This window comes from Leeuwenhoekiella sp. W20_SRS_FM14 (genome assembly GCF_052119605.1).
In the GTDB taxonomy this organism is placed as follows: Bacteria; Bacteroidota; Bacteroidia; order Flavobacteriales; family Flavobacteriaceae; genus Leeuwenhoekiella.
Map to the genome: position 1 here is coordinate 136,407 of NZ_JBGQOK010000001.1, position 26,130 is coordinate 162,536.

The window sequence follows — 26,130 nt, forward strand, 5'->3', positions numbered from 1 at the left end:
TTAAACCGTGTTAAGACTTCTGCTCTTTGTTGAAATAAACCAGATAATAATACATCTGGCGTTCTTCATCCCATCCTTTTTCTACAAATTTCTCGGCACTTTCAGGATTAATAAAGTCTAGCTTTATCTGTATGTGGGTGTCTAATTCAATAACACTTTTAATCTTTTTACGAGCGGCAGTTACAGCGGTATTCGCTATAGGGAAGGTCGTAAGGTCTTCAATTTTATATTTAGGCGCTTTCTCTAGTTTATAATTGTTGAACTCGGGAATGAGTGCAGGATTTTCCATTACTTCATTCATGAAATTTTGTTCTACAAATTCGTCGTTTTTAGCAAAGTGGTTTACCGCACGGTTCATAAACATCACTTCTTCCTTTTTATCTTCAGCAGGTAATACTACGTCTTTTGCAAAATCCTGACAGAATTTAAGGTATTTTTTAGTGTAGAAATTTTCATCAGCAAGCATATCTACTCCTAAGAAATTTTCTAGCCAGTATTTTGTATCGTAACGGTTAGAGTCGCTAGATAATATTTTATAACCATTATCTGCATTCTTATTGAAAATAAGGCAGCCCTTGTCAAGTTTACTCAGGCTAACACCTTGCTCGAGTTGCATTTTAAGATTGCTTTCGCCCTCTTCAAATTGTAGGAAATCCTGTTTTAATTCAGACTTAAATATGCCTATAGCATCTACTTTCTCATTGTCTAGCATCACATTTTCTAAATGCGCAACGTAAACCTCACCCGGCTTTATATGCGGGTGGCTTGATTGCTCATAGAGTAATTTTGCAATCTCAGTAGAGATCTCGTGAGATTTACTTGGGTCTGCAAAAAGTGTTGCAACTAAATTAGAAAGGGAGTGAAATTCAAGATCAGACTCGTGTACAAATTGATAATAATTCTCTTCTTTCTCCCGAAACGGTTTAAAGAAAAATTCCTTTAACAGCGGTGTAATCTCATCGTTTAAAGCATAACGCTCTTTAGATAAAAAAGCTCCTTCATCACGACTTTTGTTACCAATACGATGGATAGAGAGTGACTCTATCTGCGTAGAATATAAATTGATCATTTATTTTTTGTATTTGTATTTGGGATATTAGAAGTTTGGCATGATGCCTATATTCTAACAACTACAATCTGAAGTCTATTTTTAATTCCAGTTTTCGTCAAAGTCGAGACCTTCATAATCTTCAATGTCATAATCATCATCAAAGGGATCATCGTCATCAAACTCGTCGTCGTCTGCATCTTTCTCATCTCCGGAAAAATCGGTTTCTGGAGCTTGTGCCGGAATTTGCCCAAAAACATACATTAAATTAGGATATAGGGTGCTGTCATCGGCTTCGGTAATTTCTGCAAGTTCAACAAAGAACGTCCATAGATTAAAGAAGTCATACACGTAAATCATACGTCTTTGATCTGCATTAAGCATTTGTTCTAGTGTAGTATCCTGCATAGTGCGCAGAGGTATTTCTGCATCGCTCATATCAAATAAAGCAATTTCTTCACCTTGCGTCCACTCATCATCACTTACGTAAAAGGAGGCCATTTCTGTACCATCAAACCCAAAGCTTTGAGTTATGCTGTTATGCAAATCTTCAAATGTAGCAGATTGTTCAATTTCTATATCTCTAAAAATATCTTCTTCGGTATCGAGAATGATGCGAAAACGGTAAATCATAACATTAAATTTAAAACAGAACAAAATATTAAACTTGCTCTTTTCAGTCTGAATTAGTGAATTTTTTAGTTTTGAGGTTTACCCTCATCCTTTTAAAAAAGGTGAGGGTAAAGATACAATTTAGACAACAGTTGCTGTCTAGACGTTTGTTTTTTCTTTAAACGCAGTTAGTAGTATATAGAATTGAATTCCGAATAAAATAGAAGCTATTACCAGGTGTAGCGGTTGCGTTAAAAATGGAAAGTCCAGGTAGTACATTAAAATACCAGTAAGTATTTCTAATGAAATTAAATTGACCACCCATTTAAAAGAGCGATGTCCCAATACTAAAGATTTGTTTCTATAAAATAACCACGCATTTAACAGAAAGACGATTATAGAAAATGAGCGATGTATATAGAACGTGATTTCCGGCTTTTCTAACCAAAGTGATTTAGCAGTATATCCTACCACATCTATGGTGTCATCTATATGTTGTCTAACCTGAGTTCCTAATATAATTTGTATGAGTGTAAGAATTAAAGCAACTAACATACCTGATTTAAATGCCTTGTCAAATTTATAAGTCGCTGTTTTCTTTGTAGCCTCGTAAAGCATATAAATCAGTAAGGCAACAATGAAGAGTGCGATAACCATATGAATAGTAATGCGTACCGGTGAAAGAACCGAGTAAACAACAGTAGCGCCTATCCATCCTTGAAATCCTATAAGAATCACAGCGCTTAGGGATAAAAGAATACGTTTTCTATTACGTTCTTTAAAAATTGCAGCACCCAGCATAACCAGAAAAGCAAGACCTGCCAGAGCTCCTAAGAGGCGGTTAATATATTCAATCCACGTATGCCAGGGATTAAAAATTGCATAATCGTGCTTGTCATAACCATTCCAGTTTTGTGCATTAAATGCAGAACCGGTATTAAAATCTTCTTTAGCTATACGCAGGCTCTCTTCATAAATAATAACCTGCCCTTTTTTATAAGATTGATCTGCGTGCCAATCTAACTGACTTTGTTCTGTAGGCGGTATAATATATCCAAAACACTTTGGCCAGTCGGGACATCCCATTCCACTGCCGGTCATACGTACAACTGCACCTGCAATTATCACAAGATAAACCAGAAATAGCGATACTATAATTGATTTTTTATACACCTTGGTTGAATTAGTTACTTATAGCTTCCAGGCCCAATTCTGCTCCTTTCTGAAGCATAAATTCGTGCGCTGCATGGTATTCATTTGGGATTTCTCCCTCTAAAATAGCCTCTTTAATCGCCTCTTTTATAAGACCAATTTCTCGTGACGGTTTAAGGGAAAAAGTTTTCATAATCTCTTCGCCACTTACCGGTGGTTGAAAGTTACGCAAGTGATCCCGCTCTTCAACCTCTTCAATCTTTGATCGTACTGTTTTAAAGTTATTATGGTATCTCTTGAAGCGTTTTGGATTTTTTGTGGTGATGTCTGCTTCACAAAGTGTCATTAACTCCTCGAGATTTTCACCTGCATCAAAAATAAGGCGTCGTACAGCACTGTCTGTTACAAAATCTTCGGCAATTACGATAGGACGCGAACTCATTAAAACCAATTTCTGAACAAGTTTCATCTTTTCATTTAGGGGCATTTTTAGCCTTTTGAAAAGTTTATAAACCATTTTAGCGCCTACAAACTCGTGACCGTGAAAAGTCCATCCTATTTTTTTATCAAAACGTTTAGTAGGTGCTTTACCTATATCGTGTAGAAGTGCTGCCCATCTAAGCCATACATCATCTGTGTTTTCTGAAATATTATCAACCACCTCAAGTGTGTGATAAAAATTGTCTTTATGTTTTTGTCCTTCTTTTTCTTCGATACCTTTAAGAGCGGTAAGTTCTGGTAAAATCAGGGGAAGTAATCCGGTTTTTTCAAGTAAAAGGAATCCTTTAGAAGGTTTTTTACTCAGCATTATTTTATTGAGCTCGTCAACAATACGCTCATTAGTAATTATTTTGATACGCTCTTTATTTGCGCTAATGGCTTCGAGAGAAGTACGTTCTATTGTAAAATCTAACTGCGTAGCAAACCGTATTGCACGCATCATACGTAAAGGATCATCGCTATAGGTAATATCAGGATTTAAAGGCGTTCTTATAATCTCGCGTTCTAAATCTACAATACCATTAAAAGAATCAACCAGATTACCGCGAGTAGCCTCGTTAAGACTTAATGCCAAAGCATTAATAGTGAAGTCGCGTCTGTTTTGATCGTCTTCTAAACTACCATTTTCTATAACGGGATTTCGACTATTTTCAGAGTAGGACTCTTTGCGGGCACCTACAAATTCAATTTCAATATCGCCATCACGAAGCATTGCGGTGCCGTATGTTTTAAATACCTGCACTTTAGGTTTGTGTTTAAGAAGTGAGGCTACTTTTTGAGCAAGCTCAATACCACTGCCTACTGCAACAATATCTATATCTTTAGCAGAACCACGTTTTAATAAATAATCACGCACATAACCACCTATCACGTAGCTTTCTAATGCTAATTCTTCAGAAGCCCGGGTGATTACATCAAAGATTTTAGGCTTTAGTGCTTCCGGATATTTGGGGATTGACATGAGGTGTTATTTTCGTAAAATCTCAACCTGACCGTTATTTTTCAACTTAATTATCGTTGAGGATTTGGTCGATTTATGTTTGCGCTGCAAATTTACGATATAGTCTACTCCTTCCAAAATGGGCTCGCTTATTTCTGGGAAACGCATAGGAGTTTTTTCGCCACTTATATTTGCCGAGGTAGAAACCAGTGGTTTACCTAATTTTTTTATCAGTGCTTTGCAGAAACCATCTTCAACTACGCGTATTCCCAGGGTATTGTCTTCTGCAATCAGATTTTCGGCAACACGTATGGGGTCGTCATAAATTATAGTAGTGGGTTGTTCTGCATATTTTAAAATGCTGTAAGCAATCTCTGGTATATTTTCTATATATTGGTTAAGCATCTTAAAATCACTTACCAGGCAGATTAATGATTTGCTTTCTGCACGTTTTTTGAGGGCGAAAATTTTATCAACAGCATCAGCATTAGTAGCATCGCAACCTATTCCCCAAACGGTATCAGTAGGGTAGAGCAGTAGTCCACCTCTTTTTAATACGGTTATAGATTCATTTACCTCGTCAATAATATTTTGTTCGTATCGTTTAGCCGCCATAATTTTTAACCTGAAATTTTGTTCAAAGTTATCGCTTTGTGTATTAATAATTGGAAAACTTATCTTGCAAATAAATTGAGATCAATGCCTGTTTTATTTCATTATATTATCATTTTATGACCGCTGCCTTAATAATACCTACTTACAATTGGCCTCAGGCTCTAGAACTTGTTTTAGCAAGTTTAGAAAACCAAACTGTTTTACCTGATGAGGTATTAATTGCTGATGATGGCTCATCTTCTGAAACCAAACAGATTATTGAAGATTTTAAAAAACGTTTTGAAAAACCGGTTCATCATTTTTGGCATGAAGATAGAGGCTTTAGAAAATCGGAAATTCTAAATAAAGCACTGCTTAAATGTGTATCTGATTACGTGATACAGATAGATGGCGACTGCATTATGCATCGCAGTTTTATTGAAGATCACAAGCGATTTTCAGCAAAAAACACGTTTCTGTATGGAAGTAGAGTAAATATTCAAAAAGGGTATTTAAAATTACTTTTTACAAAAAAGGAGATTGACTTTAACTTCTTTTCAATGGGAATAAAAAAACGAACACGCACACTGAGATTTCCTGTATTATGTGGCTTTTATAAATCTTCTCTAGAATTATCAACTAAAACAAGAGGTTGTAATTTTTCTTACTGGAGAGCAGATGCAATGAATGTAAACGGTTATGATGAGCTTTATACAGGTTGGGGTAGGGAAGATTCTGATTTTGCCGCAAGATTATTACATAGCGGAGTTGCTGGAAAACGTATACGCTACGCTGGAATTGTTTATCATATTTGGCATCAGGAGAAATCTAAAGATAATCTGGAAACAAATAATTCGTATTACGAGAATGTACTTTCAGAAAAACGAATTCTTCCTGGTGTTGGCATAAAATAATTGAGTTGACTTCATAGTTTACATTCACGACAGATTTATTAGGTGATTTAAGTAACCTATTTAATACCTTTATTGAGTTTTAGAACTCGTATAATTAAAACTATTTTTGTGGTCTAATTAGCGGCATGAAAATAATTTCAAATACCAATTCAAAAAATAGTCTTTCTCAACTAGAAGTCTTTATTGAACAATTTGATCAGGAAGGGCAAGTTCTTGCTGCCGGTAACCGCAATCAGATTAAAATATTTGATTTTGAAGGCAGATCCATTACCATCAAAGCTTTTAAAATTCCTAATCTGGTAAATAAAATTGCTTATAAATTCTTTAGAAAATCAAAAGCGCAACGCTCGTATGAATATGCACAAGCTCTTTTAAGTAAAGGAATATTGACCCCGCATCCTCTTGCTTATGCAATTGATGATAAAGGAATATTCTTTGGAGCTAGTTACTATTTTTGTGATTATATAGCTGCAGACTTAACCTACAGAAAGCTGATTGAAGAAGAAAATTATCCCAATCGTACAGAGATTTTAAAAGCATTTACCCGTTTTACTTACAAAATGCATGAGCAGGGAATACACTTTCTAGATCACTCTCCCGGGAATACTCTTATCGTTAAAAAAGAGTCGGGTTACGATTTTTATTTGGTTGATTTAAATAGAATGGAATTTGGGTCTCTTGATTTTAACACCCGGATGGAAAACTTTAGCAGGCTTACGCCCAAAAAAGAAATGATAGATATAATGGCTACCGAGTATGCACAATTGGGCAATTATGATCTTGAAGAAACCAAAGCGCTAATGTGGGCAAAAGCTGAAGCATTTCAAGAGAAATTTTGGCGTAAAAAAGCGATTAAGAAAAAACTTAAATTCTGGAAAAAGTAGTTTAGTCAATACCGCGTTTTGCTAGCCAACCGTAGATAAGACGTTGAAATTTCTGAAAACTATACAAGTAACTTAGCGCATATCCATCCATACCTTTTAGTATATATCCTTTAAACAAGTAATATTTTATAAAAGTAATTTTGGGCAATAGCCAAAAACTAAAAGCACCCAGTATAGGTGAATCTATTTTATTACTACTTGCTTCTTCATTTAGTTTTAAGCTAAATACATCATAGCCTTGCAAATGTTCATTTTTGGTTTTATGAGAAAGATTGCGCAATTTAATATATCTGCTTAATACCCCGTATCCATTCATACGTGTACTCGTTAAACCTGCAACGCCATCCAGAAATCCTTTTTTGAGAATATACTCTCCCCAAAATCTACCAGCAGGTTTTATAAGCAGATGCATAAATACTGTTTTTGCACCTTTATGATGCTTTTGGGCAGCTTGTAGAGCGGCGTATTTATTTTTCTTAACTAGAAATGTGCGTAAGTTGGTATATGTATAATGATACATATAGGATGATAAGGTACCTGTTGAACCTGCAACTATCATACGCTCATGTACAAGACCTTCGTAGTGGCACGTATTCTTATTGATTAGTCGTACTGCAGAATCTCTACCATTACTTCCGTTTTTAAGAAATCGGTTTATAAAGAAATTACGGCGTAATACTTTATAAGCCTGATGTTTTTTAGATTGTATAGCCTGTTGTATTTCTTCTTGCAGTTTAGGTAGTAAAAATTCGTCTGCATCTAATATAAAAATCCAATCGTGTGCGGCCTCTTTAATCGCATAATTTTTCTGACTAGAAAAATCGTCAAACTTTCTTTTAATGACTTTACAATTCCATTGTTTAGCAATTGCCAATGTGTTATCTGTACTATATGAATCTATAATCAAGCATTCATCTGCAAATGAAGCGGCTTGTAATGCCTGCTTTATAAAGCGTTCTTCATTATAAGTAGGAATGATTACAGTAATGGGAGTATGGGTCAATTTAGAGCGGTGTTTGTAGGGCAAAAATAACTAATTTTGTAGAAATTAATCTATTCATGAAACATAGAGCTCACTCGGTAATCATTAGCACCTACAATGCCCCAAAATGGCTTGAAAAAACCTTGGTGGGATATACGATGCAAACCTATAGAGACTTTGAGCTTGTAATCGCAGATGATGGTTCTGGAGCGGAAACCAAACAGCTTATAGAGGCCTTTAAAGAAACGACTGATATTCCTATAATTCACGTGTGGCATAAAGATAATGGTTTTCAAAAATCGGCTATTCTTAATAAAGCTTTAAAGGCGTGCAACGGCGAGTATATTATTATGAGTGATGGTGATTGCATCCCACGTAAAGATTTTGTTGAACAGCATGTGAAGTATAAGCAACAGGGATATTTTTTAAGCGGAGGTTATCATATGTTGCCCTTATCAACCTCACGAGGAATTACTAATAAAGATATTGAACTCGAAAATTGTTTTAATGTAAAATGGCTTCAAGATCGCGGTATGCCAAAATCATTTAAAAACAATAAAATAGACTCAGGTGCAATACAGGAGAAGTTTCTTAATTTTATCACACCTACAAAACCCACTTGGAACGGTCACAATGCATCTGGCTGGAAAAGCGATATTCTTGCCGTAAATGGGTTTGATGAACGTATGCAGTATGGAGGTCAGGATCGGGAATTAGGAGAACGACTCGTAAACCATGGTGTTAAAGGTAAACAAATACGTTATAGTGCTATTTGCTTACATTTGGATCATCCCAGAGGTTATAAAAACAAAGAGTCGATTAATAAGAACAAGGCAATACGCAAAGAAACTAAAAAGAAAAAAATTAGGTCTACTCCCCACGGAATTGTTAAGGACTAGAAATTGTTATTTAAAAACTCTTCCAGTTTAGGTGTGATATATTCCGGAGTAAAACTGGCGTATAGCTGAGTAGTTTGCTTTTTAATTTCGCTACTGCTTAAACCTTCAAAAAGTTCAGGTTTTAACTCATTTAAATGTATTGATTCGTTTTTACTCACATTTTCAAACGTAGCCCAATGCTCTTTATTTACATATGGAGAGTAGATGGTAAACGTGGATTTATTTAATGCTTTTGCAATATGTACTGCGCCACCCTCATTTGCTATAAGTACATCTACGTGATTCATAATGATAATAAATTCCCGTATATCTGAGCCTAAAATATCGGGAAATAGCTTAGACGTATTGGTTACTTTTTTAAGTAACTCATCTACAAGAGGTTTTTGACTTGGGATGTAATTAAATAAAATCTGAGCATCGTAATTAGCCGAAATCCAATCGATCAAGGTTGCAATATAGTCTAGAGGTAATGACTTGGAAGGGTCACTTCCTAGCACTCCTATCATTATGCTTTTTTTATTAAAATCAAAGCCTTGTTTGCTTAGGAGGTCTTTACCTTTATTTAATTCTTTTTCGGTAAGGTATAGTTTTGGATATGCATCAAATTGCATTTTATCATCCAGATGCTTTAATATATTTATACGGTCGTCTATCGCCTTACCATAATTAGTCAAACGATTTTTTAAAATAGGAACTTGATACGTATAAGAAAAGGGAAGTACTTTTTTAGAAAAGCCAATACGTTGCTTTACCCCGCTAAACAAACACAAAATCTGACTTTGTAGTTTGACATAAAGGTCAATAATAAGATCAAATTGCTCCTGTTTAACCTCACGTGTTAGTTGGACTAGATTGCTTACTTTTTTAAGCTCTTTATCATTAAGCGTCCAGATATAATCTATGTTAGGATTATGCAGCAATACGGGCGCTGCATAATCGTAACACAAAAAAGTAATGTGAGAATCCGGATAGATTTTCTTGAGGTTATTGGCTACAATAGAAGCAATTAGGACATCACCTATACGCTTATTTTTTACGATAAGTATTTTTTTCATTACAAAGTGTAATTAAAGCGTAATTAGGGTTTGATGTAAATACTAGTTTGTCCTTTATGCATAACTATTGAGCTTATTTCTCAATTATACCGCTACATCATATTCGCGAAGTGCATCATTTAATGAAGTCTTCTTGTTGGTACTTTCTTTACGGGTACCTATAATTAATGCACAGGGAACATTGTATTCACCTGCAGCAAATTTCTTAGTATAACTACCGGGAATTACCACAGAACGTGGGGGTACATATCCTTTAGTCTCAACAGGAGTATCACCGGTAACGTCTATAATCTTAGTTGAGGCGGTTAATACAACATTTGCTCCTAAAACCGCTTCTTTACCTACGTGTACACCTTCAACAACAATGCAGCGAGAGCCTATAAATGCGTTGTCTTCGATAATAACAGGAGCTGCTTGTAACGGTTCTAAAACACCACCTATGCCTACACCACCACTTAGGTGTACATTTTTACCTATTTGAGCACAACTACCTACGGTTGCCCAGGTGTCTACCATCGTACCTTCATCTACATATGCTCCTATATTTACATAACTAGGCATTAGAATTACACCTTTAGAGATATATGCACCGTGACGTGCAACTGCATTAGGCACAACACGTATTCCTTTATCCTGATATCCTGTTTTAAGAGGCATTTTATCGTGGTATTCAAAGATACCTACTTCTAATTTTTCCATTTTTTGAATAGGGAAATAAAGCACTACGGCTTTTTTAACCCACTCATTCACCTTCCAGCCATCACCGTCTGGTTCTGCAACTCTTAAGGTACCATTATCTAGAAGTTCAATAATTTCACGTATTGCATCTTGAGTCACTTTCTCACTTAAAAGAGAACGATCTTCCCAGGCTGCTTCAATTACATTTTGTACTTGTTTCATTTAATAAGATTTCCGGTTATATAAAATAAGAGAATCCTTCAAAAAGATTCAGGGTTTAAAGATAGTTTAGGCACAATAAAAAAACCAAGATACCCGCTATAAGTTTTAAAGCCTTATTTTTGCCAAAAAATAATATGGCTCGTATTCTCGCATTAGATTATGGTACAAAGCGCACAGGTATTGCGGTTACTGATGAGTTGCAGCTTATAGCTTCTGGCTTAACTACTGTAGATACTAAAGCTTTAATGGGCTTTTTAAAAGAGTATCTGGCAAAAGAAAATGTAGAGCTCATACTTTTAGGAGAGCCTAAACGTATGGATTACAGTGCCTCTCAGGTAGAAGTAGAGATTAGTAAATTTCGCGAAAGCCTAGAAAAAATTACATCAATACCTATACAACGTGTAGACGAGCGCTTTACATCAAAAATGGCTGCTCAAACCCTTATAACCGGTGGTGTAAAGAAGAAGAAAAGACAGAATAAAGCACTCTTAGATGAAATAAGTGCGACAATCATTTTACAGTCATACTTATATAATTTGTAAGCTTGCTGAATATTTGAGAATTATTATATAGAAATTAGAACTCATGATTTTACCTATAGTTGCATACGGAGATCCCGTATTAAGAAAGAAAGCAGCTCCTATTGCTAAAGATTTTCCAGATTTAGATAAGCTGGTTGAAAATATGTTTGATACTATGTACGCGGCTAGTGGAGTAGGGCTTGCTGCACCTCAAATAGGAAAAGCAATTCGTCTATTTGTCGTAGATGCAACTCCATTTGCAGATGATGACGATTTAACTGAAGAAGAACAAGTACGTTTAAAAACATTTAAAAAAGCATTTATAAATCCTGAAATTTTAGAAGAAACAGGTGACGAATGGGCTTTTAATGAAGGGTGCTTGAGTATTCCCGGCGTTAATGAAGATGTCTTTAGATGTCCTAATGTCAAGATCAAGTATCAGGATCTCGAGTTTAATGAATATATAGAAGACTTTGATGGTTTATTGGCACGTGTGATTCAACACGAGTATGATCACATTGAAGGAATTTTATTTACAGATAAACTAAGCAGTCTAAAAAAACGTATAATTAAAAGTAAGTTAGCAGCTATAAGTAAAGGAAAAACCAATGCTGAATACCGTATGCGTTTTCCAGATAAAAAAATGCGTTAATTAATTTTGCATTTAGGCTTCTAATAAATTTTGAAAATTGAAAAAGAGCCTAGATATTTGCCAGCCTCTTAAAGAGCTATTATTAAAGAAATCAAACCCGCTCTTGCGGATAAAAATATATTATGAGTTTAGATAAAATAGTTTCAATTTCAGGAAAACCAGGATTATATCACCTTCGCGCACAAACGCGATCTGGTTTTATTGCAGAATCACTGGCCGATGGTAAGAAAATGCCTGTAGGTTTAAGACATAATGTGAGTGTGCTATCAGAAATCTCTATTTATACTTTAGATGGGGAGTCTCCATTGCGTGAAGTTTTTGCTAAAATAGCAGAGAAAGAAAATGGAGGTAGCGCCATAGATCACAAAGGTTCTAAAGATGAGCTCGAAGCTTATTTCTTTGAGATATTACCAAATTTTGATGAAGATCGCGTTTATGCAAGTGATATCAAAAAGGTAATTCAATGGTATAATTTATTACAGAAAAATAACCTTTTAGGAGAAGCTCAAAAAGAAACTGCAGATGAGGCTTCTGAAGAAGGTAAATCTAAAGTAGCAGCTAAAGCTGCTCCTAAAGCACAAACAACTGCAAATACTCAGCCTAAAGGTGGAAAATCATCTTCGGCTAAAAAAGGTGCAAGTGCAAAAAGCACAGCAGCCCGTAAAAAATAAACAGTTTAGTTTTTATAATTTAACCACAATTTGATTTAAATCAGATTGTGGTTTTTTAGTTTATACACATACCGTTATGAATAGTAGAGAAGAGCAGTTAAAAGCAATAGATCGTTTACTAACTATTATGAATGAGTTGCGTGAGCAATGCCCATGGGATCGTAAACAAACCTTACAAAGCCTTAGACACCTTACTATAGAGGAGACCTACGAGTTAGGAGATGCGATTCTTGATAATGACCTCGAGGAAGTTAAAAAAGAGTTGGGTGATTTATTATTACACATTGTGTTCTATGCAAAAATAGGTAGTGAAACGTCTGATTTTGATATTGCCGACGTTGCGAATGGAATTTGTGAAAAACTAATTTCGCGGCATCCGCATATTTACGGTGATGTAAAGGTTGAAAATGAGGAAGATGTAAAGCGTAACTGGGAAAATTTAAAACTGAAAGAAGGTAAAATTTCGGTATTAGAAGGTGTGCCAAAATCGTTGCCGGCATTAGTTAAGGCAAGCCGTATTCAGGATAAAGTTGCCGGAGTGGGTTTTGACTGGGAAAAGCCCGAACAGGTTTTTGAAAAACTACAGGAAGAATTGGCCGAACTACAGGTTGAGGTAGATGCTAAAGATCAGGTTAAAATGGAAGCTGAGTTTGGAGATGTTTTATTTTCGATGATTAACTATGCGCGGTTTTTAAAAATAGACCCCGAAAGTGCACTTGAGCGTACCAATAAGAAATTTATTAAGCGCTTTCAGTATTTAGAAACTAAAGCGAAAGAGAAAAATAAAGACTTACGTGATATGACGCTGAGAGAGATGGATGTGTTTTGGGAAGAAGCTAAAAAAATCTAAAATTGTGAATTAATTAAAAATTAGAGCTTTAGCATTAAAACTATTGGATTGTGCTTTGCAAAGTCTATTTTTGGGATTAAACCAACTTTATGGACTTTACTAACCCGTTAATTTACGGTGTTCCCTGCTTTTTAGGCTTAATACTCGTTGAACTTACTTACAGCAAACATTCAGAAAAAAAAGAACTGTATCACTGGAAAGATTTAACGGCCAGCCTCGTTATGGGTATTGGTTCTACACTTATAGCTCCCTTAGTTAAAACAATCACCGTAATTCTTCTATTTAACTGGGTATATGACCTCTTCAATCCTGAGATTGATGGAGTGCGTACAAATATTATGGGCTGGACTTCTTTTGGTTATGCCTGGTATATTTGGATTTTATGTCAACTGGCAGATGATTTCTCCTATTATTGGTTTCACAGACAAAATCATATGGTGCGTTTTTTCTGGGCTGCGCACATCGTGCACCACTCTTCAGATAATTTTAATTTAGGTACAGCTGTACGTAATGGTTGGTTTACGATATTTTACAAACCTTTATTTTATGTATGGATTGTCGCTATAGGCTTTCCGCCAGAAATGTTAGTCGTTTGTTTAGGAATTGAAGCCTTATGGCAATTTCAATTACATTCTCAATATATACCAAAGCTGGGTATCATAGATAAGGTATTTAATACCCATACGATGCATCAGGTACATCACGCCAGAAATCTGGAGTATATGGATAAAAATCATGGCGGGTTCTTAAATACCTTCGATCGTATTTTTGGAACTTTTAAAGAACTTGACGAGGAGATTGATATCGAATATGGTGTGACGCATGCACCAGATTCATACAACCCTTTTATCATACTTACACACGAGTATAAAGACATTTGGTTAGATACTAAAAAGTCTCCAAAAATTTATGATAAGTTCATGTACATTTTTGGGCCTCCGGGTTGGAGTCATGATGGGAGTACCTTAACGATTAAGCAACAACGCAGACTACTGCGCGAGGAAGAAAAGTTAGGTAATTTTGAACTTGCGGAATAGATTTATAATCTTCCTCTTAACTTTGCAAATTCCTGCTCGAGCATAAGTAGTTTTTCTTCAATACCGCTTGAAACTTCACTAACACGTCTTTGAAAAACAGCGGTTATACACCACATCTCTTTAACATCAGATACCGCCACGGTTATCTCTTCTATACTCTTGTGATCTGCTCTTAAAATGAATTGATCATTTACGATATAAAGTCTGCGTAGTATAAGTTGGTTTACCGCTAAAACAAGCACGAGTGTGCCATTGCTCAATTTTGTATAGTTATCCTGAGGTACAAATTCTCCTATAACCCAGTCTTTAGGAAACAAACCCTGATCCTGACTACTCATTTCCAGGTTTGTTATAATGTAGGCGCGCAAGGGTGTTTTTGTTTCAATGGGTACTTCAACGTGAACCATTTCTGCAACAAAACTATTTTTATCAAAGTAGTTTATATAATCTGCGCTATTTTTTTCGGTAATGCAGGGTATTGCGGTAAAACGTTCTTTATTAATCGCTTCAAATTGCTCAGTCAACTCTCCTTTAAATTTTAAAAGTTCGTTTACAGTTAATTCTCGTGTTAGCAAATCACCTATAGGAATGCTAAAATAATTAGCAATTTTTATTAAAGTTTCAATCTTGGGTTCGCTTCGGCCTTCTTCATAAGCACCTAAAGTACCTCGTTTTAAGTCAAATAACTCTGCGAACGCCTGTTGACTTAAAGTTTTAACGCTGCGAATTTTTCTAATATTTTTTCCGAAAAATGACATATTTTGCTAATAATATTTGCAATTGAAAAATATTTACTTATATTTACCTAACAATATTAGCTAATATATCAACAATCAGCTAATTTTTTTAGTATTACTGAAAGATTAGTTGATATTATTTTCAAATAATTTATTCATCAATCAAAAATCAAACGTTATGGGAATGCTTATTTATACATTATTAACAACAATATTTACCGCTGTCTGAAGATTTAAAGCACAGTTTTTTGTATTATTAAACTTTAGAAAAATTTAACACTTCACCAAGTACTAACCGATGAAAGATCATTTTTTAATTACAAAAACCTTTCTACTTGAACTCGATTTTAATATAACATTTGAGAATCCTGAAGATGGGATCATTGTTGTGCAAAAAGAGAGTTCTGGTATACGAAATCTTATTCTGGGAGTTGCACCGCCTATTTTAATACTTGAGCAATTTATTTTTAAGATTAACAATCAGTCTGAAAAGATATTTAAAGGCTTGTTACAGAAAAACAGAGATATCATTCACGGGGCATTTGTGATAAACGAATCTGGTGAGAAAGTGATATTTAGAGATACGCTTCAGATTGAGAATATGGATATTAATGAATTGGAAGGTTCTTTAAACTCCTTAAGCCTTTTGATGAGTGAGTACTCAGATAAAATTATTGAATTTTCAAAATATTAAACCTTAGAAACCATGAACATATTTAGACGTCTATTTAAAATAGGAGAGGCTGAAGCAAATTCGGCAATTGATAATATGGAAGACCCTATCAAATTAACAGAGCAGGGAATTCGTGATATGAAGCAGGATCTTGATAAAAGTCTGGAGGCTTTAGCGCAAGTAAAAGCTTTGGCTATTAGGGCTAAAAACGATCAGGATGAATATCAAAATAAAGCAGAAGAGTATCAGAGTAAAGCAATAATTATTCTTAAAAAAGCGCACAACGAGCAGATGGATGCTGCAGAAGCAGACCGCCTGGCTAAAGAAGCTTTATTAAAGAAAGAAGAAGCGCAAAAACAAGTAGAGCAGGCTAAAGTTGAATCTGAGAAATTTGACGGTAACGTAGCGCAATTGCAAAAGAATATTCAGAATATAAAAGCAAATATCAGTAAGTGGGAAAACGAACTCAAAACGCTTAAAGCCCGAGTTAAAGTGAGCAATGCTACTAAAAGCCTTAATAAACAAATGGCTGAATTAGATAGTACAGGGACTGTTTCTATGCTGGAGCGTATGAAAGAAAAAGTAGCTCAGGAAGAAGCTTTAGCAGAAGCGTATGGAGATATCGCCAGTTCAAAAAAGTCTATTGATGACGAACTGGATAAAGCAGCAGATCTTACAACAGAAAAAGCAGAAGACGAACTTGAAAAATTAAAATCGCAATTAGGTTTTAACGATTCTAAAAACCAGGCATAATCGTGAACGCAACATTAACAGAAGTCCTTTTTTCACCCGTAAATATGGTCCTATCTATATTGTTGATCATCCTTATTTTATACTGGATTGTCACCATGATAGGAGGGCTTGATTTTGATCTGGACATTGATGTCGATGTAGATATTGATGCAGATGTAGATCTTGACACCGGTCTGGAAGGCGGGAATATGGACTTTGAAGATGTGTCTAATGTTGAAGTGACAAAAGAGAATGTAATAGGGAAACGCCGTAAACCCTTAAAAGGTTGGCAGATTTTCCTAATCTACTTCAACTTTGTTGGACTTCCGTTTATGTTCACCTTTACCTGCTGGATTTTTATCTGGTGGTTAATGACCAGTATAACTACTGCGCTTACATTTACTTACGATAATGTATTTGGCTTTGCAATTATGTTAATTGCGTGTATTCCGGCACTATTTGTAAATAAAATATTTACGACTCCTTTTAAAGGTTTTTTTACTCATCTTAATAAAGATGGAGATATAGCAGTAGACTATTTGGGTAGAAAGGCCACTTTACTTTCAAATATTTCAGGCGAAAAAATGGGCAATGCAGAAGTTGTTGCAGACGGAAACTCCATGTCAATTTATGTAAAATCACTTACGGGTGAACCACTAATTTATGGAAGTTCGGTGTTGATTATTAAACACTCACCAGATCATACCTATTACTTAGTACAAAATTATAACGACTAAATAAATCAATCAAATATGAATCAAATTTTACCAATTATTGGAATTGGATTGGGAATTCTTTTGTTCCTGGTCATCGTTTATTTCGCGATCATCGCGATGTTTTACAAAAAAGTACATCAGGGACAGGCACTTATACGTACCGGTTTTGGTGGGACTAAAGTAGCTACAGATAAAGGTTTGTATGTAGTTCCGGTATTCCACAGAGTAGAAATTATGGATGTTTCAGTTAAGAAAATCCAGATTGAAAGGCTTGGAGTAGAAGGTCTTATTTGTAAAGACAACATGCGCGCAGATATTAAAGTGGCGTTCTTCGTTAGAGTAAATAATGATGTTGCCTATATTAAAAAAGTGGCCCAAACTATTGGTGTTGCACGTGCTTCTCGTATAGAAACCCTTGAAGATCTTTTTGAAGCAAAATTTTCTGAAGCTCTTAAAACTGTAGGTAAAAAGTTTCAGTTTATTGAATTGTATGAGGCGCGTCGCGAGTTTCGGGATGAGATCGTAGACATCATTGGTACAGATCTTAATGGGTATACGCTAGAAGATTGTGCGATTGACTTTTTAGAGCAAACTCCGGTTATACATTTAAAAGCCGATAATATTCTGGATGCTGAAGGGATTAAGAAAATTACAGAGCTTACCGCAATTCAGAATGTAAAAGCAAACCTTATTAAGAGAGATGAGGAGAAAACCATTCGCAAGCAGGATGTGGAGGCCCGTGAGGCAATTCTGGAATTAGACAAGCAATTGGCTGAAAAGGAAGAACAGCAAAAACGCGAGATAGCGAACATTAAAGCGCGTGAAGAGGCTGAAACGATGAAGGTAGCAGAAGAAGAGCGACTAAAATCAGAAACTGCACGTATTGCTACTCAGGAAAAAGTTAAGGTTGCCGAAGAAAATATGGAGCGTCAGATTATTGTCGCTGCTAAAAACAAACAACGCACCGATGCTGTAGAAACAGAACGTGTTGAAAAAGATCGTTTACTCGAAGCAACTGAAAGAGAACGTGTGGTAACACTGGCTCAAATTGAGAAGGAGAAAGTAGTAGAAGTAGAGAAGAAAAATATTCAGGATGTGATACGCGATCGTGTTATTCTTGAAAAAGGAGTGGTGGCCGAGCAGGAGAATATGAAAGATATTCAGGCATTTAAAACGGCAGATCGAGAAAAGCAGGTTAAAATTACTATAGCTGAAGCTAATGCAGAAGAATCATTAATTAAAACGATTAAAGCTGCTGAAGCTCAAAAAGAAGCTGCTAAGCAAAAAGCAGAGGAAATTAATATTGAAGCATTAGCTCATAAAGAAGCTTCAGAGAAAGAAGCGCAGGCACGTAAAATTTTAGCTGAAGCACAGGCAAAAGAAGAAGCTACAGTGGGTATGTCTGAAGCTCAGGTAATGCACGCAAAGGCAGATGCAAATGAGCGTCAGGGTATTGTAGAAGCCTCAATTATTGAGAAGAAAATGAAAGCTGAAGCTGCCGGTATGGAAGCTAAAGCCGAAGCCAAACGTAAAGACGGTATGGCAGAAGCAGATGTAATAAAAGGTAAAGCACTTGCAGATGCAGCAGGTATCGAAGAGAAAGCCAATGCAATGAAGAAATTAGACGGTGTAGGTAAAGAACACGAGGAGTTTAAACTGCGTCTTGATAAAGAATTGCAGGTTGATCTGGCACATATAAATATTCAAAAAGATATAGCCGATGCTCAGGCGCAAGTGATAGGAGACGCGTTAAAAGCAGCTAAGATTGATATTGTAGGTGGTGAGACGATGTTCTTTGATCAGATCATTGGTCAGATTACCAGAGCCAAAGGATATGATCGTCTGGTTGCAAACAGCACCAATATTCAGGATGTGAAAAATGCAATTTTGGGGAGTGATGATGTTAAAGGCAATCTGCTTGAAAAAGTAAAGGAGTTTGCTGATAAATACGGCGTTTCTTCCGAAGATATCAAGAACCTGACCATTGCCAACCTCCTGATGCACCTTAAAGAGCAATCTCAAGACAGCGAGGAGCAAACCTTATTCAGCAATTTGTTTAACCTGGCAAAAGGGCTTGGTATTGACAGCAAGAAGTTGAAGTAAAGCTTTGACAGGCTGATCGTGATTCAACTTTCAGTCTGCCCCGAAGATTCGGGGGGTCGTAGAGTCAAAAAAGGAAATCAAATGTCAGTCTGAGCTTGTCGAAGACCTATAGAACCACTAAACATCAAATGAAAATCTATTTCGTTTATATCTTGAAGTGCAGCGATGATAGCTTTTACACCGGTGTGTCCAGTAATTTGGATTTACTTGTCGATCAGCATAACTCGGGGCTCAGATCTGATTCCTATACATTTAAACGCAGACCTGTCGAGTTAGTTTGGAGTGAAAGCTTTAATCAGGCAGATCAGGCTATTTTATGGGAGAAGAAAATAAAGGGCTGGAGTAGGAGAAAGAAAATAGCTCTCATTGAAGGTAATTGGGAAAACTTGATTTTGTTTTCGAAGAATTACACCCAGTTCGGTAATAGAATTGAAAAGTAGAAATAGGTTTTGTTTTAGACGGAAGCGCTTCGACAGGCTCAGCGTGACACAACACTTCAACAAGTTCGGCATCCCAAGATGACTCGTTAGGTTAAGTTTGAAATTGCACTTCGACAAGCTCAGTGTGACAATGTTCGTCAGTTTGCCCTGATGCGTCGGGGGTCGAAGACCTATTCAGTTAGTTACTATAATTACTTAAAAAAGTAAGATTTAAAATGGCAGAAACGTCAAAATCATTAAATAACTCTATAGAAACTCCTACTCAGGATACTCTTGATGGAGGCACCTATGCGATCATACGTGGGCGTTTGCAAAAGCATAAGCAGGAGCTTCAGGATAAATTAGGAAAACTAAATGAAGATCGTAAGACGGTTTTTGGATCTTTAGAGACTAAACTTATTGCTAATGACCGTATCAATACAGAAAATAACTGTATTGCGCGAGATATCGTTTCACTGGGAGAAACCTGTATTTTTGGTTATAATGTTCATTTTGGACTGCGCACAGAAATTGTACTTTCAGATGTGTTTAGTATGTATCGTTTTACTAAAAATCGATTTGAAGCAATTTCTCTTGATTTATTGGAAGATAATACCTTCAAAACCGATTTTTCCAATCTTTATAAATACTACCGCAATACCATTTTTTCACGTTTTGCCATCATAGGAAACTACCTGCATATGGTGTTTCAGCTGAGCGAAAGTGTGACTGATATCAAAACCTTTAAGTGGTTAATAAAAGAAAATAAAATTGAGTATATAGATAACCGTAGTGACCACGAGTATCGTTTCCCTGTACAGCATGAGTTTAAATGGTTAGAAGTTACCCGCGATATGCACCGTTATGGTGTACACTCGCATGTTTCGATCTTAGATCGTGTTTTTGTAGAGACAATAGGGGGTGATTTAACTATTAAAATTGAAGACAACACCGAAGATGGTAAAGGTATTTTATCTGAACCTGTAGCACATTTAGACCAGACGCTTGATGATGGTCAATATCGTTTTGCCGATTTAGGAAACTTAATCGCGATTGAAATAAAACCCTTTCAGGAACCGCCCAGATACTTTGTATACAATCATAAAATAAAAGAAGTTCATAAGATTGAAAGCATAGGTAAAGCAGCTGTTTTACTGCCAGACGATCAGGGAATAATTTTTCCGAATGGCTATTATTTGCAAACCGGTGAATACCATGTTTTTGATGACGGAATCATTGATTTGAAATTTCAACAGAAAATTGCTTCGCCTAATGGGGAGGATTTTATGTATGTGTTTTATGAGCCTAAAAAGGGCTTGTACAAATTGATGTCCTATAACATCATTAGTCAGGAAATTATTACGCCTATTGTTTGTAGTGGTTTTACGGTTTTAGAAAATGGCGAACTCTGTTATTTTAATTCCGAAGAAAATCAAACTAAACATCATACGGTACAAATCTGGCAAACACCTTATCTACAGGGCGATTATATGCCTTCTCAATATACAGATTCTATACTCTATAAAATAGGTAATAAAGACATCGTTAAGGCAATGGCAGAGTCACAAGCCTTAATTACACTGCTTAATAAAGAAGATAATTATGATGGTCTTTATGCAGATATAGCAAAGTCTGCTAAAGATATTAAAGATGCTTATTACTGGCTTACCGATGAACAAACGCAACGTTTAGATCTTCCGCTTGCGGAAATAAATAAAGCCGCAAATGCCGCAATCGACGAATTTGAAAAGGTTACTCAACTGCGTCAAAATGCAAAGAAGCAAACCAAAGAAATACGGGAAGAGGCAGAGCTGGTTTTTAGTAAAATAAAAAGTACCTCGTTTAAGTCTATTAATGAATTTGTAGCGCTGTTGACTCAATTGCGTGCTTTACGCGGAAAAGTTATTAGTCTTTATGAAGTACGTTATGTTGATGCAGCTTTTCTAAAAAAGTTAGAGGAAGATATTGCAGCACAATCTCAAAAAATTTCTGAGCGTTGTGTTCAGTTCTTGTTAGATCCTAAAGCGTTACAACCCTATCACGATAAAGTATCTGAGAAAAAAACAGCGTTAGATGAAATTAAAAAGGTTATCAATGCTAAAAAGCTTGAAGAGGAAGTAAACCAAATTGCGGCAGATTTAGAGTTGTTGATTGATATTGTAACCAATCTTGAGATTGAAGATACCTCACACGCAACACAGATTGTCGATGCTATTTCGTTGATTTTCGCAACTATAAATCAGCTTAAAGCTGCACTCAAGAACAAGAAAAAAAGTTTAGGAAGTGCAGAAGCACAGGCAGATTTTGCCGCTCAACTTAAATTGATTGATCAAAGTATCATTAACTACCTGGATATTGCGGCTACGCCGGAAAAATGCGACGAGTTTCAAAATAAGATTTCAATTCAACTTGAGGAATTGGAAGGTAAATTTGCAGATTTTGAAGAATTTATCACTCTAATTTTAGAAAAGCGCGAAGAGGTTTACGCTGCTTTTGAAGCCCGTAAAAATGCGCTGGTTGAAAAGCGAAATAAAAAAGCACTATCTCTAAAAAACGCTTCAGAACGTATATTAAAAGGTGTTGAAAAGCGAGCTCAAAGTCTGGGTTCTGTAGATGAAATCAACGGGTATTTTGCTGCAGATTTGATGATAAATAAGGTGCGCGACATTATCAAGCAGCTTAATGATTTAGATGATAGTGGTAAGGCAGAAGAGTTAGAAACCGCTTTAAAAGTTGCACGTGAAGATGCGCTACGCAAACTCAAAGATAAACTTGATCTGTATGAAGATGGTGAGAACATCATACGTTTAGGAAAACATAAATTTGGGGTAAACCGTCAGGCACTTGATCTAACTATTGTTTTAAAAGACGGTTATCTTGCATACCACCTTACCGGTACAGATTTTTATCAGGAGCTTAATCACCCGATTTTATTGAATTCCCGTAAGATTTGGGATCAGGAATATGTTTCAGAAAATGAGCTTGTGTACCGTTCTGCATACTTGGCCTACTCAATTTTTGAAACTACAGCTACGCATCTTTTACAACAGGCTTCAGATGAAGAGCTCTTAAAAATTGTTCAGGAGGCCAGTAGCAATAAGTATAGCGAAGGCTACGTGAAAGGTGTTCACGATGTTGATGCCGCTAAGATTTTGCGTGTACTTGTACAAAAACACAATGATTTAGGTTTGTTAATCTTTCAGCCACAAATACGTGCAAGTGCTCAGTATTTTTGGAATTATTTAAATGAAACTGACAAAAAGCAACTTAATACCCAAATAAAGTCTTCAGGAGAGGTGCTTCAATATTTTCCTGATAATTCTGATTATGAGTTTGTGGTAAACATATTAATTGCAAAACTGAATGTTTTCGCAGAAGAGACCGTATTATTTCCTAAAGAACATAGCGCAACTATTGCAGCATACCTTTTTAAAGAATTGCAAAGTGACGATTCGTTTATAAATAGCGCCTTAGCGGTTTCAATAAAAGATGACTTTATAATTCATTTAAAAGAACAGCAGGCAGATCTTAAGTTTAAAAATAGTTACGAGTCGCAAATAGATTATGCCTCTAAAATAAGGCTTGTTAGACAGTGGATTTCGGCGTTTATTAAAAGTAGTCGTGTTTCTAAAGTAAATGAGCAGCTGCAGCAATTGCAGTATGCAGATGAGGTTGTTTGTTTAATTCTATTTGAGGATGATTCGGTTTCTAAGGTTAATGCAATTTCACCTAATGAGGTAATAACGTCCTTAAGCGGGGATCACAAAACGCTATCTAACGGTACGTTCAATTTTAACTATCACGAGTTTGTGACGACTTTATCTGCTTTTGTAACTCAAGATGTACCCGCTTTTGAGGCTTTTCGCCAGGCGAAACATGAAGTCACACAAACCCTGAAAGAAGACCTGAAACTTGAAGAGTTTAAACCGAAAGTTTTGACTTCGTTTGTACGTAATAAATTAATAGATCAGGTATACTTCCCTCTTTTTGGAGACAATCTTGCAAAGCAATTAGGAACTGTGGGAGACACCACACGTACAGATCGCATGGGAATGTTACTGTTAATCTCGCCGCCGGGTTACGGTAAAACCACCCTGATGGAATATATCGCCAATCGCTTGGGACTGGTTTTTATGAAAATAAACGGTCCGGCGATAGGGCACGAGGTGACATCAGTAGACCCCGCAGCAGCGACCAATTCGGCTTCTCGTGAAGAATTAAAAAAGTTAAACCTGGCTTTTGAAATGGGTAACAACGTGATGTTGTATCTGGATGATATTCAGCATTGCAATCCAGAGTTTTTACAGAAGTTTATTTCGCTTTCAGACGGAACCCGAAAAATAGAAGGTGTTTATAAAGAAAAACCCAAAACCTACGATCTTCGCGGAAACAAATTCTGTGTGATAATGGCTGGTAACCCTTATACCGAAAGCGGTGCAAAATTCCAGATTCCAGATATGCTCGCTAACCGGGCAGACATTTACAATTTGGGAGATATAATAGGTGATACCGCAGATTTATTTAAATTGAGTTTGATAGAAAATTCTCTAACTGCAAATCCTGTTTTACAGCAATTAAGTAGTAAGAATTTTGAGGATGTTTATACGCTTCTAGAACGTTTAGAATCAGGAAATCAAGAATTACAGTTAAAAGGTAATCACAGTAACCGCGAGATAGAAGAATATCAATCTGTTCTAGAAAAAGTTCTAAAAATTAGAAATACGGTACTTGCAGTAAATACAGCATATATAAAATCTGCAGCGATGGAAGATGACTATCGTACAGAACCCTCCTTTAAATTACAAGGTTCTTACAGAGATATGAATAAGCTGGTCGCTAAAGTAGTGCCTATTATGAACGATAAAGAGCTGCAAACGCTATTACTATCGCATTATGAAAGTGAAGCGCAAACGCTCACCGGTTCTGCGGAAGCAAACTTGTTAAAGTATAAAGAATTGATTGATTCGATTACACTGGAAGAGCAGGAGCGATGGTCTTCTATTAAAGAAACATTTGTGAAAAACAACAAGCTCAAAGGTTTTGGTAATGCAAATGAGATGGCTCAGGTTTTAGCCCAGATGATGCAGTTCTCAGATAATTTAGAAGGCATCAAACAGGTTTTGCAAACAGGTTTGAATAAAAATTAAAGAAACTATGAGTTCCTGGATTTAAGTCTTTTGTAGTTCTTTTTAATGGTTTTCTTATTTCTGTCGGCAAATAGTACTGTGTAATAGCCAATTTGCATAGCAGTTGTGAATAGGAAAAAACGGCTTATAAGTTTTCTAGGTTTCATAATTTCTATTTTAGAATTCTAATAATAGCAGTTTAATACTGCATATAGGGTTAAAGAACTCCTATAATTTAGGTCTAAGTATAGTTTTGTATTTTCAGTACTCGAAAAATTATGAGTCCAAAAATATTAGAAATTGAATCCCGAAAATTAGTGGGTTAAATGTCTTACAACTACACTTTCATTTGATGCTACCGCTGTCTTGTAGAAGGATTTTATGTCACGGCATAAGAAAATTAAAAACCGAATAGGGTCGAGTTTTTATTCAATACAAGTGTATCCTTTTGGTTTTAATCCGGAAAAATTTACAAGAGAAACTAAATTTGAACGCTGGGCAGCAGTTGAAGTAGAATTGTTTGATGAAGTCCCAGAAGGAATGCAAACTAAAACTCTTGCCGGTGGATTGTATGCTGTATTTACACACGTAGGACCGGTTAAGAAATTTGTAGAGACTTCTAATTATATCTACGGAAGTTGGTTACCGCAATCGGAATATAAACTAGATGATCGCGCGCACTTTGAACTGCTTGGAAAAAACTATTATGGTCCAGAACATCCTGATTCTGAAGAGGAGATATGGTTACCTATTCAGTTGAAGTAAAAATTATAGTTTTAAATTCATCTAACATCTAACATCTAACATCTAACATCTAACGATGATGATAAGGTTCATTTCGTAAAATAGTGAAAGCTCTGTAAACCTGCTCGGTCATAAATAGCCGAATCATCTGATGTGAAAAGGTCATTTTTGAAAGGGACACTTTGCCTATAGCTTTTGCATAAACTTCCGCAGAAAACCCATAGGGACCGCCAATAACAAATACCAAAGTTTTGATACCGCTGTTCATTTTTTTCTGAAGATACACAGCAAACTTCTCACTGCTATACTCTTTTCCGTTTTCATCTAAAAGAATCAATTCGTCCTGAGGATTTAGTTTTGACAGAATCAATTCGCCTTCTTTCTCTTTCTGTTGTTCTTCAGACAGGTTTTTTGTCTTCTTGAGATCGGGAATAATCTCCAATTCAAAATTTACATAATGCTTTAATCGTTTAGTATAAATCGCAATAAGTGCGTCTAAATGAGCATCATCAGTTTTGCCTATGCAAAGAAGTTTAATATTCATAAGTCAAAAATAATATTTTTCATAGTTGAGGGCATAATAAAACACGGGCTACTTTAGAATAATTGCAAATGGGAATTGTAAATTGGCAGGTTGTTTTTCTAACTTAGCACAAACCGATAAAATT

General features: G+C 35.9%; 24 protein-coding genes and 1 pseudogene. 15 read left to right on the forward strand and 10 right to left on the reverse strand.

The window, feature by feature from the left end; translation table 11 throughout:
• Positions 1–10: 10 nt before the first annotated feature.
• From ACEN25_RS00550 to ACEN25_RS00570, 5 genes are all read right to left on the reverse strand, one after another.
• On the reverse strand, positions 11–1,069 hold the full coding sequence (locus ACEN25_RS00550) for a nucleoid-associated protein (protein ID WP_441801163.1): 1,059 nt from the start codon (positions 1,067–1,069) through the stop codon (positions 11–13).
• 81 nt (positions 1,070–1,150) lie between these two features.
• Positions 1,151–1,681 (reverse strand): IS1096 element passenger TnpR family protein, encoded by a 531-nt coding sequence (locus ACEN25_RS00555; RefSeq protein ID WP_441801164.1) that lies wholly within the window; start codon positions 1,679–1,681, stop codon positions 1,151–1,153.
• A gap of 138 nt (positions 1,682–1,819) precedes the next feature.
• Positions 1,820–2,833, reverse strand: coding sequence for a COX15/CtaA family protein (locus tag ACEN25_RS00560; RefSeq protein ID WP_441801165.1), 1,014 nt, complete (start codon positions 2,831–2,833; stop codon positions 1,820–1,822).
• Between the two features lie 10 nt (positions 2,834–2,843).
• Positions 2,844–4,274 (reverse strand): CCA tRNA nucleotidyltransferase, encoded by a 1,431-nt coding sequence (locus ACEN25_RS00565; RefSeq protein ID WP_441801166.1) that lies wholly within the window; start codon positions 4,272–4,274, stop codon positions 2,844–2,846.
• A gap of 6 nt (positions 4,275–4,280) precedes the next feature.
• Positions 4,281–4,868 (reverse strand): L-threonylcarbamoyladenylate synthase, encoded by a 588-nt coding sequence (locus ACEN25_RS00570; protein ID WP_035899410.1) that lies wholly within the window; start codon positions 4,866–4,868, stop codon positions 4,281–4,283.
• A 116-nt stretch (positions 4,869–4,984) separates the two neighbouring features.
• On the opposite strand from ACEN25_RS00570, the gene ACEN25_RS00575 reads away from it, so the two are divergent.
• Both ACEN25_RS00575 and ACEN25_RS00580 read left to right on the forward strand, forming a co-directional pair.
• Positions 4,985–5,761, forward strand: a complete 777-nt coding sequence (locus ACEN25_RS00575; protein WP_441801167.1) for a glycosyltransferase family 2 protein — start codon at positions 4,985–4,987, stop codon at positions 5,759–5,761.
• A gap of 125 nt (positions 5,762–5,886) precedes the next feature.
• On the forward strand, positions 5,887–6,645 hold the full coding sequence (locus ACEN25_RS00580) for a Kdo domain containing protein (protein ID WP_441801168.1): 759 nt from the start codon (positions 5,887–5,889) through the stop codon (positions 6,643–6,645).
• Between the two features lies 1 nt (position 6,646).
• Here ACEN25_RS00580 and ACEN25_RS00585 read toward each other — a convergent pair whose 3' ends face one another.
• Positions 6,647–7,672: a glycosyltransferase family 2 protein gene (locus ACEN25_RS00585; RefSeq protein WP_441801169.1), complete on the reverse strand. Its 1,026-nt coding sequence runs from the start codon at positions 7,670–7,672 to the stop codon at positions 6,647–6,649.
• A 32-nt stretch (positions 7,673–7,704) separates the two neighbouring features.
• Here ACEN25_RS00585 and ACEN25_RS00590 point away from each other — a divergent pair, with 32 nt between their 5' ends.
• Positions 7,705–8,526 carry a glycosyltransferase family 2 protein gene (locus ACEN25_RS00590; protein ID WP_441801170.1) on the forward strand — a complete coding sequence of 274 codons (822 nt, stop codon included), beginning with the start codon at positions 7,705–7,707 and terminating at the stop codon, positions 8,524–8,526.
• Here the strand turns inward: ACEN25_RS00590 and ACEN25_RS00595 are convergent.
• Together ACEN25_RS00595 and ACEN25_RS00600 are read right to left on the reverse strand one after the other, a co-directional pair.
• Positions 8,523–9,581, reverse strand: coding sequence for a glycosyltransferase family 9 protein (locus tag ACEN25_RS00595; protein ID WP_441801171.1), 1,059 nt, complete (start codon positions 9,579–9,581; stop codon positions 8,523–8,525). The two genes, ACEN25_RS00590 and ACEN25_RS00595, sit on opposite strands and share 4 nt — an antisense overlap.
• An 84-nt stretch (positions 9,582–9,665) precedes the next feature.
• Positions 9,666–10,481: a 2,3,4,5-tetrahydropyridine-2,6-dicarboxylate N-succinyltransferase gene (locus ACEN25_RS00600; RefSeq protein ID WP_396510189.1), complete on the reverse strand. Its 816-nt coding sequence runs from the start codon at positions 10,479–10,481 to the stop codon at positions 9,666–9,668.
• 134 nt (positions 10,482–10,615) lie between these two features.
• Here ACEN25_RS00600 and ruvX point away from each other — a divergent pair, with 134 nt between their 5' ends.
• The 5 genes and pseudogenes from ruvX to ACEN25_RS00625 all read left to right on the forward strand — a co-directional run bounded on the left by ruvX (position 10,616) and on the right by ACEN25_RS00625 (position 14,212).
• The gene (gene ruvX / locus ACEN25_RS00605) at positions 10,616–11,023 is read left to right on the forward strand and encodes a Holliday junction resolvase RuvX (RefSeq protein ID WP_441801172.1); all 408 of its coding nucleotides are present in this window, start codon (positions 10,616–10,618) and stop codon (positions 11,021–11,023) included.
• A 43-nt stretch (positions 11,024–11,066) separates the two neighbouring features.
• Positions 11,067–11,654: a peptide deformylase gene (gene def / locus ACEN25_RS00610; RefSeq protein ID WP_441801173.1), complete on the forward strand. Its 588-nt coding sequence runs from the start codon at positions 11,067–11,069 to the stop codon at positions 11,652–11,654.
• 122 nt (positions 11,655–11,776) lie between these two features.
• A pseudogene (locus ACEN25_RS00615) lies at positions 11,777–12,193 on the forward strand (DUF5606 family protein); the annotation flags it as partial.
• A gap of 208 nt (positions 12,194–12,401) precedes the next feature.
• On the forward strand, positions 12,402–13,175 hold the full coding sequence (gene mazG, locus ACEN25_RS00620; RefSeq protein ID WP_441801174.1) for a nucleoside triphosphate pyrophosphohydrolase: 774 nt from the start codon (positions 12,402–12,404) through the stop codon (positions 13,173–13,175).
• Positions 13,176–13,264: 89 nt separating this feature from the next.
• Complete coding sequence (locus ACEN25_RS00625; protein WP_441801175.1) at positions 13,265–14,212, forward strand: sterol desaturase family protein; 948 nt, start codon at positions 13,265–13,267, stop codon at positions 14,210–14,212.
• A 2-nt stretch (positions 14,213–14,214) separates the two neighbouring features.
• Here the strand turns inward: ACEN25_RS00625 and ACEN25_RS00630 are convergent, their stop codons facing one another.
• Complete coding sequence (locus ACEN25_RS00630) at positions 14,215–14,970, reverse strand: helix-turn-helix domain-containing protein (protein WP_441801176.1); 756 nt, start codon at positions 14,968–14,970, stop codon at positions 14,215–14,217.
• 277 nt (positions 14,971–15,247) lie between these two features.
• On the opposite strand from ACEN25_RS00630, the gene ACEN25_RS00635 reads away from it, so the two are divergent.
• The 7 genes from ACEN25_RS00635 to ACEN25_RS00665 all read left to right on the forward strand — a co-directional run bounded on the left by ACEN25_RS00635 (position 15,248) and on the right by ACEN25_RS00665 (position 25,483).
• A complete protein-coding gene (locus ACEN25_RS00635) occupies positions 15,248–15,643 on the forward strand; it encodes a molecular chaperone Tir (RefSeq protein WP_441801177.1) in 396 nt (131 codons plus the stop codon).
• 12 nt (positions 15,644–15,655) lie between these two features.
• Entirely contained in the window at positions 15,656–16,375 is a 720-nt protein-coding gene (locus tag ACEN25_RS00640; RefSeq protein ID WP_028375821.1) for a PspA/IM30 family protein, read from the forward strand.
• 44 nt (positions 16,376–16,419) lie between these two features.
• Positions 16,420–17,091 carry a hypothetical protein gene (locus tag ACEN25_RS00645; RefSeq protein ID WP_396510547.1) on the forward strand — a complete coding sequence of 224 codons (672 nt, stop codon included), beginning with the start codon at positions 16,420–16,422 and terminating at the stop codon, positions 17,089–17,091.
• Between the two features lie 15 nt (positions 17,092–17,106).
• Positions 17,107–19,173, forward strand: coding sequence for a flotillin family protein (locus ACEN25_RS00650; protein WP_441801178.1), 2,067 nt, complete (start codon positions 17,107–17,109; stop codon positions 19,171–19,173).
• Positions 19,174–19,301: 128 nt separating this feature from the next.
• Positions 19,302–19,613, forward strand: a complete 312-nt coding sequence (locus tag ACEN25_RS00655; RefSeq protein ID WP_441801179.1) for a GIY-YIG nuclease family protein — start codon at positions 19,302–19,304, stop codon at positions 19,611–19,613.
• A gap of 215 nt (positions 19,614–19,828) precedes the next feature.
• On the forward strand, positions 19,829–24,739 hold the full coding sequence (locus ACEN25_RS00660) for a DNA repair ATPase (RefSeq protein WP_441801180.1): 4,911 nt from the start codon (positions 19,829–19,831) through the stop codon (positions 24,737–24,739).
• Positions 24,740–25,099: 360 nt separating this feature from the next.
• Complete coding sequence (locus ACEN25_RS00665) at positions 25,100–25,483, forward strand: GyrI-like domain-containing protein (RefSeq protein ID WP_441801181.1); 384 nt, start codon at positions 25,100–25,102, stop codon at positions 25,481–25,483.
• Positions 25,484–25,532: 49 nt separating this feature from the next.
• On the opposite strand, the gene rlmH is transcribed toward ACEN25_RS00665, so the two are convergent.
• Positions 25,533–26,006 (reverse strand): 23S rRNA (pseudouridine(1915)-N(3))-methyltransferase RlmH, encoded by a 474-nt coding sequence (gene rlmH, locus ACEN25_RS00670; RefSeq protein ID WP_441801182.1) that lies wholly within the window; start codon positions 26,004–26,006, stop codon positions 25,533–25,535.
• Between the last annotated feature and the right edge of the window lie 124 nt (positions 26,007–26,130).